Annotated in this window: 18 protein-coding genes; 1 reads left to right on the forward strand and 17 read right to left on the reverse strand. The window is 43.5% G+C overall.

Annotation, left to right across the window (positions count from 1 at the left end):
- Positions 1-83: 83 nt before the first annotated feature.
- The 12 genes from ybeD to leuS form a co-directional block, all read right to left on the reverse strand.
- Positions 84-350, reverse strand: coding sequence for a DUF493 family protein YbeD (ybeD, locus tag GQA99_RS11550; RefSeq protein ID WP_160054041.1), 267 nt, complete (start codon positions 348-350; stop codon positions 84-86).
- Between the two features lie 136 nt (positions 351-486).
- Positions 487-1,695: a serine hydrolase gene (locus GQA99_RS11555; protein WP_373291433.1), complete on the reverse strand. Its 1,209-nt coding sequence runs from the start codon at positions 1,693-1,695 to the stop codon at positions 487-489.
- Positions 1,696-1,828: 133 nt separating this feature from the next.
- Positions 1,829-2,647: a septal ring lytic transglycosylase RlpA family protein gene (locus GQA99_RS11560; RefSeq protein ID WP_160054043.1), complete on the reverse strand. Its 819-nt coding sequence runs from the start codon at positions 2,645-2,647 to the stop codon at positions 1,829-1,831.
- Positions 2,648-2,657: 10 nt separating this feature from the next.
- Positions 2,658-3,653 (reverse strand): lytic murein transglycosylase B, encoded by a 996-nt coding sequence (gene mltB / locus GQA99_RS11565; RefSeq protein WP_160054044.1) that lies wholly within the window; start codon positions 3,651-3,653, stop codon positions 2,658-2,660.
- 14 nt (positions 3,654-3,667) lie between these two features.
- Complete coding sequence (gene rodA / locus GQA99_RS11570) at positions 3,668-4,789, reverse strand: rod shape-determining protein RodA (RefSeq protein ID WP_373291432.1); 1,122 nt, start codon at positions 4,787-4,789, stop codon at positions 3,668-3,670.
- Positions 4,771-6,627: a penicillin-binding protein 2 gene (gene mrdA, locus GQA99_RS11575; RefSeq protein ID WP_160054045.1), complete on the reverse strand. Its 1,857-nt coding sequence runs from the start codon at positions 6,625-6,627 to the stop codon at positions 4,771-4,773. Before mrdA ends, rodA begins: the two co-directional genes overlap by 19 nt.
- A 127-nt stretch (positions 6,628-6,754) precedes the next feature.
- Positions 6,755-7,225, reverse strand: a complete 471-nt coding sequence (gene rlmH, locus GQA99_RS11580; RefSeq protein WP_160054046.1) for a 23S rRNA (pseudouridine(1915)-N(3))-methyltransferase RlmH — start codon at positions 7,223-7,225, stop codon at positions 6,755-6,757.
- A complete protein-coding gene (gene rsfS / locus GQA99_RS11585; RefSeq protein WP_160054047.1) occupies positions 7,225-7,554 on the reverse strand; it encodes a ribosome silencing factor in 330 nt (109 codons plus the stop codon). Before rsfS ends, rlmH begins: the two co-directional genes overlap by 1 nt.
- 101 nt (positions 7,555-7,655) lie before the next feature.
- On the reverse strand, positions 7,656-8,291 hold the full coding sequence (gene nadD / locus GQA99_RS11590; protein ID WP_160054048.1) for a nicotinate-nucleotide adenylyltransferase: 636 nt from the start codon (positions 8,289-8,291) through the stop codon (positions 7,656-7,658).
- Positions 8,292-8,317: 26 nt separating this feature from the next.
- On the reverse strand, positions 8,318-9,352 hold the full coding sequence (gene holA / locus GQA99_RS11595; RefSeq protein ID WP_160054049.1) for a DNA polymerase III subunit delta: 1,035 nt from the start codon (positions 9,350-9,352) through the stop codon (positions 8,318-8,320).
- Positions 9,352-9,846 (reverse strand): LPS-assembly lipoprotein LptE, encoded by a 495-nt coding sequence (locus tag GQA99_RS11600; RefSeq protein ID WP_160054050.1) that lies wholly within the window; start codon positions 9,844-9,846, stop codon positions 9,352-9,354. Before GQA99_RS11600 ends, holA begins: the two co-directional genes overlap by 1 nt.
- Positions 9,847-9,940: 94 nt before the next feature.
- Positions 9,941-12,532 (reverse strand): leucine--tRNA ligase, encoded by a 2,592-nt coding sequence (leuS, locus tag GQA99_RS11605; protein WP_160054147.1) that lies wholly within the window; start codon positions 12,530-12,532, stop codon positions 9,941-9,943.
- A 120-nt stretch (positions 12,533-12,652) separates the two neighbouring features.
- On the opposite strand from leuS, the gene GQA99_RS11610 reads away from it, so the two are divergent.
- Entirely contained in the window at positions 12,653-13,153 is a 501-nt protein-coding gene (locus GQA99_RS11610; protein WP_160054051.1) for a zinc ribbon-containing protein, read from the forward strand.
- Positions 13,154-13,168: 15 nt separating this feature from the next.
- Here the strand turns inward: GQA99_RS11610 and GQA99_RS11615 are convergent, their stop codons facing one another.
- The 5 genes from GQA99_RS11615 to GQA99_RS11635 form a co-directional block, all read right to left on the reverse strand.
- Positions 13,169-13,459 carry a DUF6482 family protein gene (locus tag GQA99_RS11615; RefSeq protein WP_229785871.1) on the reverse strand — a complete coding sequence of 97 codons (291 nt, stop codon included), beginning with the start codon at positions 13,457-13,459 and terminating at the stop codon, positions 13,169-13,171.
- Positions 13,460-13,614: 155 nt separating this feature from the next.
- The gene (gene lnt, locus GQA99_RS11620) at positions 13,615-15,177 is read right to left on the reverse strand and encodes an apolipoprotein N-acyltransferase (RefSeq protein ID WP_160054052.1); all 1,563 of its coding nucleotides are present in this window, start codon (positions 15,175-15,177) and stop codon (positions 13,615-13,617) included.
- Positions 15,178-15,180: 3 nt separating this feature from the next.
- Entirely contained in the window at positions 15,181-16,059 is an 879-nt protein-coding gene (corC, locus tag GQA99_RS11625; RefSeq protein ID WP_160054053.1) for a CNNM family magnesium/cobalt transport protein CorC, read from the reverse strand.
- 45 nt (positions 16,060-16,104) lie between these two features.
- Positions 16,105-16,575, reverse strand: a complete 471-nt coding sequence (gene ybeY, locus GQA99_RS11630) for an rRNA maturation RNase YbeY (RefSeq protein WP_160054054.1) — start codon at positions 16,573-16,575, stop codon at positions 16,105-16,107.
- Entirely contained in the window at positions 16,572-17,636 is a 1,065-nt protein-coding gene (locus tag GQA99_RS11635) for a PhoH family protein (protein ID WP_160054055.1), read from the reverse strand. The genes ybeY and GQA99_RS11635 overlap by 4 nt, the downstream gene beginning before the upstream one ends.
- Positions 17,637-17,734: the final 98 nt, after the last annotated feature.

The raw sequence follows: 17,734 nt of genomic DNA on the forward strand, positions 1-17,734 counted from the left end.
GGCAACGTCTCCCCTAGGTAAATGGTGTGATTAATTCCTGAGTATTATACTCAAGTTTTACGCAAATGCTGACTCTATTTGAGTTACAGTACGCGTTTTACACCGTCAATGGCGGCAAGATCGATATACGCTTTTTCGATGTGCTCTTTACTGGTCACGGTAATACGGATGGTGACCGAATAGTAACTGCCTTTGCTCGATGCTTTTACTGTTGGTACATAATCACCAGGTGCCAGTTGTTGTGCGACTGCAACAACGCGATCTGCAAGTGTGTCATCGGCATCACCAATCACTTTGAATGGGCATGAATTCGGAAATTCCATTACTTGGTCAAAAGTTGTATCTAACATTGGCTACTCAATTGGTTGGCTATGACTTAAATATGGTGGCGATTATACCCGATTCAAGCCTGATAGGGCTGAAAAAATTAAAGCCGCATAAATGCGGCTTTAATATATTGATTAAGTTGTAGTTTACAAAACCGACTTATTCGAACCAACCGGCAAACATTTGCTTAAAGTAGTCCATCAGCTTACTAAACCAACTGCCTTCTTCAACAGCGTTTAATGTCACTAACGGGTATTGAGCAATATCCTGGCCATCAAGTTGGAAATACACCCGGCCAACGGTTTCGCCTTTAGCAAGTGGGGCAGTTAACTCTTTAGTTAATTCAAAGTTAGCTTGTAAATCTTTTGCTTTACCACGGTTGATAGTAATAGGTGTGTCTGTCATTACGCCTAAATCAACGGTTGCTCTGTCACCATACCAAATATTTTGGGTAACAAACGTGTCGCCAGCTTTGTAAGGGGTAATGGTTTCAAAAAAGCGGAAACCGTAGTTAAGCAGTTTTTTACTTTCAGCTTTACGAGCTGACTCGCTTGCCGTGCCCATAACAACCGTAATTAAACGCATACCTTCACTGGTGGCTGATGACACGAGGTTATAACCTGCGCCAGAGGTATGGCCGGTTTTAATACCATCAACATTTAAGCTTTTATCCCACAATAAGCCATTGCGGTTGTACTGTTTAATACCGTTGTAAGTAAACGACTTTTCAGAATATACACGGTATTCTTCTGGTACATCACGTATAAGCGCTGCACCTAATATAGCCATGTCATAAGCGGTAGTTTTGTGGTTTTCTGAGTCTAAACCGTGCGAGTTTTCAAAATAGCTGTCTTTCATGCCCAATTGCTTGGCCCATGAGTTCATTAAGTCAACGAATGCACCTTCAGTACCGGCGATGTGTTCAGCCATGGCCACACAAGCATCGTTGCCAGATTGAATCACAATACCGCGGTTTAAATCGTGTACTTTGACCGTTTTACCCACTTCAATGAACATCTTAGATGAGTCTGGGAAGTTTTTTGACCAGGCATTTTTGGTGATTGTGACATCATCATCTAATGAAATATTACCCTCACGTACTTCATGACCAATCACATAACTTGTCATCATTTTGGTCAAGCTTGCTGGGTTTAAGCTTTCATAAGCATTTTCTTCTGCGATAACTCGGCCAGAATGATAATCCATTAACACATAAGCTTTAGCAGCAACACTAGGTGCATCAGGGGTTACCATCGGAGCTCGATTAGGTGTTGGACGAGGGTCTGGTTGCGGTGTTTCTGCAAGCGAAGAAAAAGACACAACAGATGCAAAAAGCATTGAAGTGAGTTGAGCGGTCTTAGAAGTCATCATGAATTAGGCACGTCTCTAGTTAGTCGAAGAAAAGACAAAAAATCAATTTTAATAATTGTTAATGATTATACATGAGTAGACAATCATTTCGCATTAAGGTTCTTTCATTCTCGATAAATCATCAGCTTATTTAAGGCACGATGAAGCTTTGTGGGTAACCTTCCACTTGCAATTTATCGAGTAATTTATTGGTTAAATGAATTTGTTTAATTGGTCCAAGCTGTAAGCGATGGATCCCATTTGATGAGCTCACTCTTGACGACACTGAATATTTATTTTCAAGCTGCCTTGCAAGCATGTTCACTCGCAATTTGTCTTTTGAGGCGGCGACTTGAATAAAATGGTTGTCATTATCTTTTAAATCACTGATGACTCGTTGCTCAGGCGATGGCACATAAACGGTTTCGATTGCCACTCGTGCGGTACCTTTTGCCAGCATACCTAGGTGATAAGCGCCAGCGTATGATAAGTCGATAACACGGCCGTGATGAAATGGGCCCCTGTCGTTTACTCGAACAATAATTTGCTTATTGTTGTCTAAATTAGTGACTTTAACATAGCTCGGTAACGGTAAGTTTTTGTGTGCAGCAGACATGGTATACATGTCATATGTTTCACCATTTGACGTTAAATGGCCATGAAACTTTGAACCATACCAAGAGGCATGACCTTGCTCTTTAAAGCCTTTACCTGTGTCGAGTACCTTGTAACTTTTGCCTAACACTGTGTAATCACGGTTACCTTGGCGGCTGTAAGGTTCATATTTAGGTTGGGCATTTTTAACCAGGCTCACATCGGGTGCATCATCAGGGTAGCGATCGTTGGCCATTTGATACCGACTTTTACTGCCGGACTTGGTGCCTGGATTACTGCTGTCGCTTGACGAGCAGGCGATTAAAAACGCACTGCACAGCAGTGTGAATAGAAAAGTGCGAATAGATATTGGCATATTGAATGACCTAACGTTGATAGTGAGCATTTAGTTGCTCACTAAACTGATAAACGGCCATGGCATAAAGTGGGCTTCTGTTGTATCGGGTAATAACATAAAAGTTTTTAAGCCCTAACCAATACTCAGTAGTGTCTGGTTGGTCTAATTTGACTAGCAGCGCTTTTTGCGACGCGTCGATGTCTTGATTTTTGGCTAGGCTAAGGCTTGGGCTAAGAATGTCAGACACTTTGTAGTGGAGCTTTTCTTTAGTCCAAACTTTTGCTTTAGGGGCTTGGTTTGAGGTGTGGTTAAGTAATAACGCCACCGGTTGACCTTTTTGCCAGCCATGTTGATGGAAGTAATTTGCAACACTGCCAATGGCATCGGCTTTGCTGGTTAATAAATCTCTTCTGCCGTCGCCATCAAAATCGACAGCGTAATGACGATAGCTTGATGGAATAAATTGACCATATCCCATCGCGCCAGCATAAGAGCCTTTTAAAGTGCTGTTATCAAGCTTTTCTTCTTTTATTAATGCCATTAAGTTAGCGTATTCGCTACGGAAAAATGTTGCGCGAGGCGGATAATAAAAGCCTAAAGTGTATAGCGCATCTTGTACGCGGTGGTTACCCATGTAGCCGCCGTAAAAGGTTTCAATCCCAATAATGGCAACAATAATTTGTGGGTCTACGTTAAATTTCTCAGCCGCTTTACTGATCAATGCATGGTTTTCTTTCCAAAATGCTAAGCCTTTTTCTAAGCGTTTATCGGTAAGAAAAATAGGGTAATATTGATGCCAAGGTTTTGCTTCCCAGGGCTTTGTCATGGCGTCGATAATGCTTTGATCGAATGTCGATGTTGCTAAAAACTGTTCAACATCTGCCTGACTGGCACCTTTACTGACTTGTTCTTTTATAAACGCATTTTTGAGCGCTTGTGGGTCATTGTCTGTGGCTGCATTCGCGTGTAAAACAACACTGCAAAGCAATGTCAGACTGGCGATTTGTAATGATATTTTAGCCATGTTCACTGTGTTCCCTATCTGTCGACAAATCGTCTATGTGTTTGAATGCTCATTAAAATGCCAAATCCAGTCATTAAGGTTAGCATGGAGGTTCCGCCATAACTAATCAATGGGAGTGGCACGCCAACTACGGGCAGAATACCCGATACCATACCAATATTAACAAAAACGTATACAAAAAATGTCAATGTAATGCTACCTGCTAATAGGCGTGCAAAGCTGGTTTGCGCTTGCGAGGCAATAATGAGGCCTCGACCAATCACAAATAAATACATCGACAGCAAAAGTAAGCTGCCTATTAAGCCAAACTCTTCACCGATAACGGCAAAAATAAAGTCGGTGTGCCGCTCTGGTAAGAACTCTAATTGTGACTGAGTTCCATTAAGCCAACCTTTACCCCAAATACCGCCAGAGCCAATACCAATTTTTGATTGAATAATATGATAACCCGCGCCGAGCGGATCTTGCTCTGGATTAAATAAGGTTAATACCCGAGTACGTTGGTAGTCGTGCATTAAGAAAAACCACAACACGGGCAAAAATAATAACACCGCAGTGACAGCACCACCGACAATCAGCCAACTCATCCCCGACATAAACAGCACAAATACACCCGATGCAGCAACTAAAATCGAGGTGCCTAAGTCGGGCTGTTTAGCAATCAGTAAGGTGGGGATCAGTAATATGACCACGCCGCCAGCAAGGTAGCGTTTTTTGGGTGGTAATGGGAATTTACTGATGTACCAGGCCATCGTAATTGGGAAGGCAAGTTTGATAAGCTCCGATGGTTGAAACTCCATAAACCCTAGGTTTAACCATCGTTGTGCGCCTTTATTTATGGTGCCAAATAACTCCACTCCCACTAATAGCACCACACCAGCCAAATAAATCGGTAACGCCCAACGCCTTAATATTTCAGGGTTAATTTGCGCAAAACAGAACATGACGCCAAGCGATAATGACATACGCACTAATTGGCGTTCCATCATGGCTGGATCTTCGCCACTGGCCGAATAAATCACAAATAAACCGAATAGCATGAGCACTAAAATGCCGCTCAGGAGTGGTACATCTATGTGTATCTTTTGCCAAAATGACTGTTGGTGTGGATGATTATTCAAGGTTTTATTGCCCATTCGTCACGTAAAATATACTCATCGAGTAATGCCCTTGCTAATGGGCCTGCGTTTGCGCCACCCCAACCCGCATTTTCCAATACCACGGCCAATACAATGCGTGGGTTTTCGTAGGGAGCATAAGCAATAATTAATGCGTTATCGCGTAAGTGTTCGGCTATTTTATCTGCATCGTATTTTTGATCTTTGGCGACACTAAATACCTGCGCAGTACCGGTTTTCATTGCGGCGGTATAGGTTGCATCAGTAAAGCGAGATTTGTCTGCAGTTTGGCGCATGGCCTCATTAATGATGTCCCAGTTGCGCTCATTTTTAAGCTCAATTGGCGCCTGCTCATCAATGGGGGTGTCAATTTTTACGGTATTATTTTTAAATGACTTTAATAGGTGCGGGGTAAAACGCTTACCTTTGTTTGCCATAATGGCTGCCGCGTTAGCTAATTGCAGTGGTGTCGATGTCCAGTAACCTTGACCAATACCGACAGAAATCGTGTCACCATTATACCAAGGCTGGTTATAACGCATGCGTTTCCAGTCCCTTGATGGCATCACACCGTCTGATTCTTCAAAAATATCGATGCCGGTACTTTTACCAAAGCCAAACGGCTCCATGAACGTAGCCATTTTATCGATACCGACTTTATAGACTAAATCGTAAAAGTAGATGTCGCATGAGTCGACAATGGCGTGATACACATCGACCCAGCCATGGCCCCATTTTTTCCAGTCGCGCCATTTTCGCTCAACACCGGGCATTTGCCAGTAACCTGGGTCCCATACTCTGGTGCGTTCGTTAATGATTTTTTCTTCTAAGCCGAGTAACGCCACATGTGGTTTGATGGTCGATGCGGGTGAGTACTGGCCTTGGGTTGAACGGTTAATCAATGGGCGTGATTTGTCATTTAATAAATCGGCATAGGCTTTACCACTAATGCCATGCACAAATGGGTTTGGGTCGTACGATGGGCTCGATACCATGGCTAATACGCCACCATCTCTTGGGTCGAGTGCGACAACCGAACCTCGGCGACCGGCCAATAACTCCATGGCTTTTTGTTGTAGTTTTAAATCTAGGGTGAGGTAAATATCTTGACCCGGAAGTGGTGGAGTGACTTTTAACGTGCGGATCACTCGGCCACGGTTATTCACTTCTTCTTCAAGGTGACCAGGAATACCGTGAAGTAAACCTTCATAGTATTTTTCTATGCCTTGTTTACCAATATCTTTGGTGGCGGCGTAGTTTTTCCATTGCTGGCTTTTTTCAAGTTGCGCTTTATCGCGGGTGTTAATTTTGCCAACATAGCCTAGTACATGCGTCATGAGTTCGTTGTACGGATAATGACGTTTTAGGCCTGCCTCAACATAGAGTCCAGGAAATTTATATTGGTTAACACTGAAAGTCGCCACTTGCTCTTCAGTTAATTTATTTTTTATGGTCAACGGTTTAAAACGACGGTGAAACTTCAGCGATTCGGTAATGTTTTCGCGCTCATCGGTGCTGAGTTCAATCAGTTTGTTTAACTCATCAAGGGTCGCATTTACGTCGGAGACTTTTTCTGGAATTAACTCGAGTGAGTAATAAGGTTGATTTTCGGCCAGTAATACACCATGGCGGTCATAAATAAGGCCGCGGCTAGGTGCTGTTGGTACCACACGGATCCGATTGTCATTTGAACGGGTTTCGTAGTCTTTGTAAGACACGACTTGCAAATGATAAAGATTGGAAAACAGCAAGCAAAGTAAGCCGAAAACGCAAATAAACGTAAACAATGCACGACGTTTAAATAGCGCTGCTTCTGCGGCGTGATCATGCATGGTAATGCGCTTTTTTGGCGGCACTTATGCTATCCCCGTCGTTATCAAATGGAAGGTTGAATAAAAGAGATCACTGTATCAGCTGATGTATATGAAAAAAAGCATTGCATGATAATCATTATCGATATGCTTAATTATCTACGCCAATGGCTTATTCTCTGTGATAGGGATGGTTGTTGTTAATGCTCCACGCTCGGTAGAGACTTTCGGCAACAATAACCCTGACCAAAGGGTGAGGTAGGGTGAGGGCTGATAAACACCAGCTTTGGTTGGCCGCCTCTTTACAAGCAGGTGAGAGTCCTTCTGGGCCACCAATCAGCAAGCTGACATCTCTACCGTCTAATTGCCACTTTGTCATTTGCTCGGCAAGGTCTGGCGTTGTCCAGTTTTTACCGGGTAAATCTAAGCTAACAATATGGTTACCTTTGGCTACCGCCGCTAGCATTAATTCGCCTTCTTTATGTAAGATTCGGGCGATGTCTGCATTTTTTCCGCGTTTCCCCGCAGGAATTTCAATGAGTTCCAATGCCATGTCTCTTGGAAAACGGCGTTGATATTCTTCGAAACCTCGGGTAACCCAGTCAGGCATTTTGGTGCCAACGGCAATAAGCTGTAACTTCATTAGGCGCTGTGTTCAGACCACAGTTTTTCAAGCTCGTAATAATCGCGAGTTTGCTCTTGCATAACATGCAAAATCACGGGGCCTAAATCGACAAGTACCCATTCGCTGCTGTCACGACCTTCAACACCAAGAGGCTGTTCACCAGCATCTTTTGCTGAAACGATAACGTGCTCCGCGATTGAACGAACATGAGTTTTAGAAGTACCAGTACAGATGATCATGGTGTCTGTGATGGTTGACTGTTTAGACACGTCTAAAACAGTGATGTTTTTTGCTTTTAAATCATCGATTTTATCGATAACGAAATCTTTTAGCTCGGTGCCTTGCACGCGATGTACCTCATTAGTAAAAATTAACGGAGTATTATACTCAAATTCACTGTGAATGCGCAATTAAGCTTATTTAATCCGCGCTAAATTAATCTTTGGAATTATCGATAAAGCTGATGTTGTTCAATATAGTCGCGTGTCGATGGATGTAATAAGGATTGTGTGTCGGCGTGTTGCTGTAATCGTTGACGGATATCTGTTGATGAAATATCAATGAGCTGACTGTTTACACTGAATATTTTTCCGTGTTTAGTCTGGTGTGATTGATTTGCATCATTGATGGTTGCTTGCCGAAATAGCAGTTCCTTGGCCATTTCGCTATGGGCGTCCATAGCCCATCCAGGGCGTTGACATAATGCAATGTGACACAATGAAAACAGCGATTGCCATTGATACCACAGCGGCAACTGGATAAATGAGTCCATTCCCATAATAAAGAAGAACTCATGTTGTGGGTATTCTTGAGTCAATAAGGTCAGGGTGGTGACACTATAGGATGTGGTATCACGATTGATTTCGATATCGCATAATTGAAACTCAGGATAATGCTGGCACACGAGCTTGACCATTTCAAGGCGATGAAAGCTGCTGACCATAGTAGTATTTTTATGCGGTGGAATATGGTTTGGCATTAACCATACCTGGTCTAAATTGAGTTGTTGTTTGACGTCTAAGGCCGGATTGATATGTCCTAGGTGAATGGGATCAAAGGTGCCGCCCAATATACCAATTCGCATGTGTTGTCCTTTATTGTAGGTTAACGCTAATCACTTAATTCTATGTGCGCCAATCGATTGTGGGCGCGCGGGTCGAATAAAATGCACAGATGGCTAATGCCAACCCAGTCTTCTATGCCTTTTTGTTTCAGGTTTAATTCAAGCTTGGAAGCAAAAGCGAGCATGTGCTCGATATGGTCGAGATCTAAACGTGTCAGTGCCGCTTGAAATAACGGTTTACGTTTGTCCCAAATTCGATGTTTACCCCATAACTGATTCAGTTGCTCGCCATTGTGCTGGGCGAGTTTGAGCGTAAGTAGCAAATTAATCTCTTTGAATAGAGCCCACATTAATATTGGCATCGCAGTCCCTTCAGCTTGTAACTGTGCCAACATGTGTTGTGCCTGTTTTTGGTGGTTTGCCAATATGGCATCACACAATTGAAACACGCTAAAACGTGATTGATCTTCAAAGTATTCGTTGAGTTGCTCAGGGGTAATGTTTTGCTTCGGGCTCAGTAGTTGCAGCATTTGCATTGCTTGCTCTGCGGCTAATAAGTTACCTTCAAACAAAGTAAATAACATGGCTTTGGCGTCATGATGTACGGTAAGGCTGTAATGGGCGATACGACTATCGAGCCAGCGTTCAAATTGTTTGCCTTCGGGCGTGGTACAAGGTAGGTAAATACCTTTAGCATCGAGCGACTTAAACCATTTACTGTTGCTTTGTTCTGCACTGGCCTTAGGGCCTTGCACAATCAATAGCATATCTGGATTGGGATGTTGTAACAGGGTTTGAAATGCAGCTGCACCGTCTGTACCCGGTTTACCTTGCGGTAAGGTTAATTCGATGATGCGTCGACTGGCAAATAAACTCATGGCTTGCCATTCTTGGGTTAATTCTCCCCAATTAAAACCGGTCTCCTGGCTGAGCTGTACCCGTTCTTCAAAACCTTGTTTTTTAGCTGCAGCTAAAATTTGCTGCTTACTGTTTTCAATCAGCCACGGGTCATCACCAAATAATAAAAAACAATCAGGTAACGTTTTTAGGTGTTGTTTTAGCTGATCGGGGTACACGCGCATTATTGCGCTCCAATCGATGCCAGGGTTTGAATAATATAGTCAGCCGCTTGTACACGCATCTCTTTTACAAGTAGTTCCATCTCACGACTTTTTGCCAACGCGGTACGTGGATCGTCTTGGTAATCTCGGCGGATTTCTGTATCAAACTCTTGTGGCTCTTCTCCCGGAAGCGTAACTGAGTAATGGACCAAATAGATGAGTTCGTATTCTGCCACATTACCGGTTGGGTAAAGTGATAGGGTAGCGCGTTCAAGTGAGTCGTTGATTAATCGAAGCGTAGGTGTTTTTTCTGCAGCATCAACAAGGCTGATACGGTTAATACGCAATCTGTCACGGACTAAACGCGTTAATTCGCTGTATTCGTCACTACTGCTTAAGTGCAGTTCGGCTAATTCAGCAGGAATTGAGTAACTGCGTTGTAGTTTAAAACCGCAACCGGCAGTGGTCAGTAGCACCAGGGTCATTATGGCTAAACAGATTTTTTTGGCTAGCATAGTGAGGGGAGGCATCCTTGTATATTGACATGGTTAACATTAAAACCTGTGAGAGTTGCTCACTCCCACAGGTTTTTGCCGTTGTGGTTAACGATTAATTAGCCACAATGCTTAACAGTTTGCCTGGCACGTAAATCACTTTACGTATGCTTAAGCCTTCAGTGTGTTTTTGTACATGCTCATCACTCATGCCGAGAGCTTCCACATCTTCTTTAGATGCATCGGCAGCTACGGTGATTTTTGCACGGACTTTACCGTTCACTTGAACCACAATCAGTTTACTGTCTTCAACTAATGCAGACTCGTCAACTTCTGGCCAGCGGCTGTCTTCGATGTTGCTTTGGTTACCCAGTTCTTTCCACACGGTAAAGGCAATGTGCGGCACGATTGGGTAAAGTAAGCGTGTCACTGCTGATAGCGCTTCAGCAAGTAAGGCGCGGTCTTGTGCGCTTTCTTGTGGTGCTTTTAGCAAATGATTCATCAATTCCATTACTGAGGCAACAGCGGTGTTAAACATTTGACGACGCGCGATGTCATCACTGACTTTTGCAATCGTTTTGTGTAGCTCACGGCGAAGGGCTTTTTGATCAGCATTTAGCTTGCTGACATCAAGTGCTTCTGTCGGGCCGGCAGTAACATGGTCACTAGCCAATTTCCAGAAACGCTTAATAAAGCGGTGTGCTCCTTCAACGCCAGACTCTTGCCACTCAAGTGTCAGCTCTGGAGGTGATGCGAACATCATAAATAAACGGACGGTATCAGCACCGTATTTTTCGACCATTACTTGTGGGTCAATACCGTTATTTTTTGACTTAGACATCTTGCTCATACCGGTGTAAACCAGTTCATTGCCTTTGCTGTCTACCGCTTTAAGAATACGGCCTTTATCGTCTTTTTCTTCTACTGTTACGTCTAAAGGTGATACCCATACTCGGGCACCTTTTTCATTGGTGTAGTAGTAAGCGTCTGCCAGTACCATGCCTTGAGTTAATAGCTGTTTCGCGGGCTCATTACTGTTAACTAAACCGGCATCACGTAATAACTTGTGGAAGAAACGGAAGTAAAGCAAATGCATACACGCGTGCTCGATACCGCCAATGTATTGATCGACAGGTAACCAGTAGTTGGCTTTAGCAGGATCTAACATCTCATCTGCATGCGGACTACAGTAACGTGCGTAGTACCAAGATGACTCCATAAAGGTGTCAAAAGTATCGGTTTCACGCAGTGCTGGTTGACCGTCGACAGTGGTTTCTGCCCACGCTTTATCAGCTTTAATTGGGCTTTGAATCCCGTCCATTACCACATCTTCTGGCAGAATCACTGGCAGTTGATCTTCTGGTGTAGGGATAACAGTGCCGTCAGCTAAAGTAACCATAGGGATCGGTGCACCCCAGTAACGCTGGCGAGAAACACCCCAATCACGTAGACGGTAATTCACCTGGCGCTTACCTTTACCTTCAGCGGTTAAGCGCGCGTCAATAGCATCAAATGCTGCTTGAAACGCTAGGCCGTCTAATTCAGGGAAAGCGTCACCAGAATTAAACACCACGCCTTTGTCGGTGAAGGCTTCTTTGCTAACGTCTAACTCGCCTTCAAGTGGTTTAATGACCGCTTCAATGGCTAAGTTGTACTTTTTCGCAAATTCATAATCGCGTTGATCATGTGCAGGCACTGACATTACCGCACCGGTGCCGTAATTCATCAATACAAAGTTAGCGACCCAAATTGGTACAAGTTTGCCTGAAATTGGGTGAACTGCGTTGAAGCCGGTTGCAACGCCTTTTTTCTCCATAGAGGCCATGGCGGCTTCGGTGGTGTCAGCGTTTTTACATTCTTCTAAAAACTCAGCTAATTGCGGATTGTTTTCAGCGGCTTGTATTGCAAGTGGGTGACCAGCTGCAATGGCAACATAGGTCACGCCCATTAATGTATCAGGGCGGGTGGTATAGATATCAAAGCTGTCGTCACTGCCTGCTACAGCAAAGGTCATTTCGATACCTTCACTACGACCAATCCAGTTACGTTGCATGGCTTTAACCTGTTCAGGCCAGCCATCTAATGTGTCGATGTCGTTAAGCAGCTCTTCAGCGTAGTCAGTAATTTTAATAAACCACTGTGGAATTTCTTTTTGCACCACTTCAGTGTCACAGCGCCAGCAACAACCGTCTTGTACTTGCTCGTTAGCCAGTACGGTTTCGTCGTTTGGACACCAGTTTACTGATGAGGTTTTTTTATACACTAGGCCTTTTTCATACAACTTAGTGAAAAACCACTGTTCCCAACGATAATATTCAGGCGTACAGGTGGCAATTTCACGGCTCCAATCATAACCAAAACCTAATAACTTAAGTTGGTTTTTCATGTAGTCGATGTTTTCGTATGTCCACGGCGCAGGTGAGGTCTTGTTATTGATCGCGGCGTTTTCAGCTGGCAGACCAAATGAGTCCCAACCAATCGGTTGCAAAACATTTTTACCTTGCAAACGTTGATATCGTGCTACAACATCACCTATGGTGTAGTTACGAACGTGGCCCATATGAAGACGGCCTGAAGGATACGGAAACATAGAAAGACAATAGAATTTCTCTTTGCTTTCATCTTCAGTGACTTCAAAGGTTTTATGTTCTTGCCAGTGCGTTTGCACTAAGGCTTCAATTTCTGAGGGATTATATTGCTCTTGCATCAATCTATTTCCGGCCATGCCGCCCATTGTTTGATCTAACGCTCAACAGCGCGATTTATAACTGCATAGAATAAACCAGAAGTGATCTATTAAAAAGGTGCGTATTAAGGAGTATTACCTATGAGTGGAAAAAGTTCAGCACTATTAGCCTTGTATCAATCACTATTTGAACAGGTTAAAACCAAGTTCGATCAAGATAACTCATTGACTGCTAAAAGTTTGTTTAAGTCAGTCACTCAAGGAAAAGCCTATCTACAACTAAAATTAAATGCCGATGAAGAAGAGTTAGCTTTAGTAGAAGAATTTTTAAAGCGAGACATTGCCAACTTTTTAAATGAGAAAAACGAAGACAATTTGAGTTTAAGTCCGATGGTTATCGGCATTGAGAATACATTATGGCAATGGCTTAGTGAAATTACCGACAGAAGCCAGGTTGAATGGCATGAACTATTACAAGATTTTAAGCATCATGGGGTTTATAAATCTGGGGAAATCATTAATCAAGGTAAGCTGACATGCAATAAGTGCGGTCACGAAATGCAAATCGATTTCCCTGGTGTTATCCCCGACTGCCCTAAATGTGATTATGATGAATTTTCTCGTGAACCACTGACACCATAATCATCGATTGCTCGCTTAAAACTCGACTCGGTAACGGCAATGTTGTGTGCTGCTGTTACCGATCATTTCATCATACGCCGTCTGAATTTGTATCATGGCGTAATGGATCCCTTGCTGTTTAAGCAATGCTTCTGCTTGTGTAATGGAATTAAGGCTCATTAACTTGCCTGTTTTATCACGAGCACTTTTAAAGTTTCCTTGCTCATCTTCTATTCCAAGTAAGTAATGATTTGAATCGGCGTAACTGATGATGGTTGGGTGTAGCGCTTGCTGGCTAATGGCTAGCTTGATTTCTGACAGTTGCATAATAACCTCCATTTGTTTTGTAAGGGTTATTACGATGTCTAGATGGATATAGTTCAATATTTAACCGATGATTAACAGGACGGCAAAATTTAAGATAAAAAAATAGGCTACCTCAATGAGATAACCTATTTATCGTAGCTGTTCATTTATGTGGGTTATTTACGTACATAATTGACCACGCCCATCAATAACAGTAAGCCGCATAAGATTAGCAAAGGTAATTGACCGATTTTTCTAAACCAGGTTTCGCCTTTGTAAAGCGCAACATTTGTCACCAGTACGCCAGTTTCAAATTGCGGAATCGCATCGGTAATACGGCCATGGGGGTCAACGACAGCGGTGACGCCATTGTTGGTGCCACGTAACAGTGGTTTACCCATTTCGATAGCGCGCATTTGGGCTATCTCCATGTGCTGTAATGGCCCGTTAGATGCGCCAAACCAGGCATCGTTTGAAACCGTTAATAGCATGTCTGTTTGATTGGTTACACTGGCTCTAACTTGCTCGGGAAACACTATTTCATAGCAAATGGCTGGCGCAATATGGTAACCCACAGCGGTGAGGTTTTTTTGTGTGTAATCGCCACGTTGGAATGATGACATGGGTAAATTAAAAAACGGCGCGATGGGACGCAGTAAGTCACCGAAAGGTACAAACTCACCAATAGGCAGCAAATGGTGTTTTTTAAATTCATTTGCGCCATTGCCAAGGTAATCAGCACCTGTTTGCTGCTTTTGATTATGGTTACCCAATACAATTAGCGAATTATAAAAGTCTTGTTGCTGGTGGCTAATAATACCAGTGATGATGGCCATATTATTGATGTTGGCAACCTGGTTAGCATTAGCTAAAAAGTCTTCCACCATGGCTTCTGGTGCGGGGATAGCGGCCTCAGGCCAAATGACAATATCAACGCTGGATGTATCATCAAACTGGGCACGAGTGAGATCCATGTATTTGAGCATGGTTGGCCATAATGCATCGGGCTCCCATTTCATACTTTGGGGAATATTGCCTTGTACCAATGCAACTTTAACTGATTTTCCACTTGGTGCGATAGGGTTTAACTGTGGGGCTGCCCATGCGCTTAACGCCAGTATTGGGATAATGATTAACACTGGCAAAATGCGCTTTTGCGTCAATAACAGTAACGCACCTGCGACCAGTGCCACAATAAAGCTCAGCCCAAGCGCGCCAATAAAACTGGCTAGTTCACTTAATGGCCCAAGTGTTTGGCTGTAACCTGCCCATATCCACGGGAATCCGGTTAATACCCAACCTCTTAGCCATTCTGTTAAGACCCATAATGCAGGGAATAAGCCTAAATAGGTTAAATATGGGGATAACGCGTGTTTACGTGTTTTAGATAGTTTATTGAGTAAATAACCACACAGAGCAGGGTAAATGGCTAAATACAGCGCCAGAATAGCCATCAATGTCATTGATACTACAATGGGCATACCACCAAAGGTGTCAATACTGACATGAACCCAGCTGATACCCACAACAAAGCAACCAAAACCAAAGCTTAACCAGTAATACAGGCTATGTTTAGCGGTTAATGATTGGCTTTGCCATAGTGCAAAAGTCAGTGCGAGTGGGAAAGCGGCCCAGATTTCATAAGGCGCAAAAGATAATGCAGTGCTGGCGCCAGCAATAAATGCTGTCACCAGACTGACAATACTCAAGGATGAGTATAGAAGTTGATTTTTTAACACGATTTAGTCGTCGAATTCTTCGCTGATGTTAGGGTCGGGTAGCTTAACACGAAGTTGCACTAAACGGCGGTTATCTGCATTGATGACTTTGAATTCAATATTGTCGATAACAATACTTTCGTTACGCTCAGGCAAATGACCAAAGGCGTGTGAGACTAAACCACCAACGGTATCGAACTCTTCATCGCTAAAGTGGGTGCCACAGGCTTCGTTAAAGTCGTCAATTTCGGTTAACGCTTTAACCATAAAGACCGTATTGCTGAGTTTTTTAATTTCGGTGTCTTCAACTGAATTGTGGTCAAATTCGTCTTCGATTTCGCCGACGATTTCTTCCAAAATATCTTCAATAGTCACAAGACCTGATACCCCGCCGTATTCATCAACCACAATGGCCATATGATAACGTTGTGAACGGAATTCTTTCAGCAGTACATCAACGCGCTTACTTTCTGGCACTACCACGGCTGGGCGGATAACTTGTGCAAGTGTGAAAGGGTCGTCTGACTGTTTGAAGCCGAATTTAATCAAATCTTTGGCCAGCAATATGCCTTCGATATGATCTTTGTCTTCATTGACGACTGGGAAGCGAGAATGACCTGAGTCGATAACTGTTTCTAACAGCTGTTCGACGCTACAGTCGATTTGGATGGTTACTATTTGTGACCGCGGGATCATGATGTCACGCACACGCAGGTCGGAGACCTCTAATACACCTTTAATCATTTCGCGAGTGTCTTCGGTTATCAGGTCACGCATTTCTGCGCCTGCTATGACGTCGACTAAGTCTTCGCGATTTTGAGGCTCGCCCTGAAATAGTTGGTTAATTTTATCGAACCAGCTTCTCTTGTGGGCGTTTGTACTCGGGGGGATATCGTCACTCATAATATTTTTCTAAACACGGCTATCTATCAGATATACCTTGTTTATTTATGCTTCCTTATAGGGGTCTGAAAAACCTAAGCCTTCAACAAGTTGGGTCTCTAATGACTCCATCTCATCGGCTTCCTCGTCGATAATATGGTCATAACCCAGCAAATGCAAGCAGCCGTGTATGACCATGTGCGCCCAGTGAGCGTTTAAGGGTTTATTTTGCTCGGTAGCCTCTTGTTCAACTACCTTTGCGCAAATCACTAAATCACCTAAAAGTGGTAGCTCGACCTCTGGCGGCGCTTCAAAAGGAAACGACAATACATTAGTGGGTTTGTCTTTGCCGCGATAGGTTAGGTTAAGCTGTTGGCTTTCGGCAATTTCAACCACGCGAATCGTGAGTTCAACTTCAGGCATGGTTTGGCCAATGGCTGTGCGCACCCAGGTTTTAAACTCTGCTTGAGTCGGAATGGTTGAGTTATTAACGGCAATTTGCAGGTCAAGATCTAACATTATGGCTTGCTGGCTCATTGGGCCGGTTCCTGTTTTTCTTGTTGTTGGCGTTTTTGCTCGCGCTCACGGTAAGCTTGCTCTTTTGCCGCTTTTTCGATTTGCTCTTGTTGCTCAAATGCTTCATAAGCTTCAACAATACGAGCCACAACGGGGTGACGCACAACATCTTGGGCGACAAAGAAGTTAAAGCTGATTTCTGGCACTTCACTTAGCACTTCAATTGCGTGGCGAAGTCCTGATTTTTGACTGCGAGGTAAATCGATTTGAGTAATGTCGCCGGTGATCACCGCGCGTGAATTAAAACCAATCCGGGTTAGGAACATTTTCATTTGTTCAACCGTGGTGTTTTGCGCTTCATCCAAAATAATAAATGCATCGTTGAGAGTGCGGCCGCGCATGTAGGCGAGTGGCGCAACTTCAATCACGCTGCGTTCAATCAGTTTTTCTACTTTTTCAAAGCCCATCATTTCAAACAGTGCATCATAAAGCGGACGTAAATAAGGGTCGACTTTTTGGCTTAAATCACCTGGTAGAAACCCCAGTTTTTCACCAGCTTCAACCGCAGGACGAGTCAGTAAAATACGGCGTACTTCTTGGCGTTCATAGGCATCGACTGCGGCGGCAACGGCTAAATAGGTTTTACCTGTACCGGCAGGGCCAATACCAAAGCTGATGTCGTGGCGAGTAATGTTATGCATGTACACGCTTTGATTGGGCGTGCGCGGCTTAATCACGCCACGTTTGGTTTTGATGTGCACGATACTGTCATCGTTTTCTTGCTCAGCTTCAAGATTAATGGCTTCTTGAATGGCTAAATGCACCACTTCGGGCTCTAAGTCTGGTGTGCTGCCTTTAACGGTTTGTGTTTCGATATACAGCTGACGTAGTAAATTATTCGCATTTAGCGCGTTACGCGGCAAACCGACAATAGTGAAATGATTATTTTTATGAATAATCTCAACGCCTAAGCGACGTTCGAGTTGTTTGATATTGTCGTCAAATGGGCCGCATAATGAGGCTAAACGGCGGGTATCTGATGGTTCGAGATACAAGTTCATGGTGGTGACTTTAGTGGTCAAATAATGCTCCAGTGCTTAGTCGGTAACAGCAAAAAAATAAACAGACGGTCTGATGCCAACAGTTTACGAGTGTCTTTATTGAATTACCATAATATGAC

This window comes from Shewanella litoralis (assembly GCF_009828585.1).
In the GTDB taxonomy this organism is placed as follows: Bacteria; Pseudomonadota; Gammaproteobacteria; order Enterobacterales; family Shewanellaceae; genus Shewanella; species Shewanella litoralis.

Excerpts from the sequence above, each read along its gene's own strand:
- corC (WP_160054053.1), bottom strand. The coding sequence starts at position 16,059 with ATGAGTGACGATATCCCCCCGAGTACAAACGCCCACAAGAGAAGCTGG.
- holA (WP_160054049.1), bottom strand. The coding sequence starts at position 9,352 with ATGCGCGTGTACCCCGATCAGCTAAAACAACACCTAAAAACGTTACCT.
- ybeD (WP_160054041.1), bottom strand. The coding sequence starts at position 350 with ATGTTAGATACAACTTTTGACCAAGTAATGGAATTTCCGAATTCATGC.
- rlmH (WP_160054046.1), bottom strand. The coding sequence starts at position 7,225 with ATGAAGTTACAGCTTATTGCCGTTGGCACCAAAATGCCTGACTGGGTT.
- GQA99_RS11600 (WP_160054050.1), bottom strand. The coding sequence starts at position 9,846 with ATGCTAGCCAAAAAAATCTGTTTAGCCATAATGACCCTGGTGCTACTG.
- leuS (WP_160054147.1), bottom strand. The coding sequence starts at position 12,532 with ATGCAAGAGCAATATAATCCCTCAGAAATTGAAGCCTTAGTGCAAACG.
- GQA99_RS11560 (WP_160054043.1), bottom strand. The coding sequence starts at position 2,647 with ATGCCAATATCTATTCGCACTTTTCTATTCACACTGCTGTGCAGTGCG.
- mltB (WP_160054044.1), bottom strand. The coding sequence starts at position 3,653 with ATGGCTAAAATATCATTACAAATCGCCAGTCTGACATTGCTTTGCAGT.
- ybeY (WP_160054054.1), bottom strand. The coding sequence starts at position 16,575 with ATGAGCCAGCAAGCCATAATGTTAGATCTTGACCTGCAAATTGCCGTT.
- nadD (WP_160054048.1), bottom strand. The coding sequence starts at position 8,291 with ATGCGAATTGGTATATTGGGCGGCACCTTTGATCCCATTCACCTAGGA.
- GQA99_RS11610 (WP_160054051.1), top strand. The coding sequence starts at position 12,653 with ATGAGTGGAAAAAGTTCAGCACTATTAGCCTTGTATCAATCACTATTT.
- GQA99_RS11555 (WP_373291433.1), bottom strand. The coding sequence starts at position 1,695 with ATGACTTCTAAGACCGCTCAACTCACTTCAATGCTTTTTGCATCTGTT.
- GQA99_RS11615 (WP_229785871.1), bottom strand. The coding sequence starts at position 13,459 with ATGCAACTGTCAGAAATCAAGCTAGCCATTAGCCAGCAAGCGCTACAC.
- rodA (WP_373291432.1), bottom strand. The coding sequence starts at position 4,789 with ATGGGCAATAAAACCTTGAATAATCATCCACACCAACAGTCATTTTGG.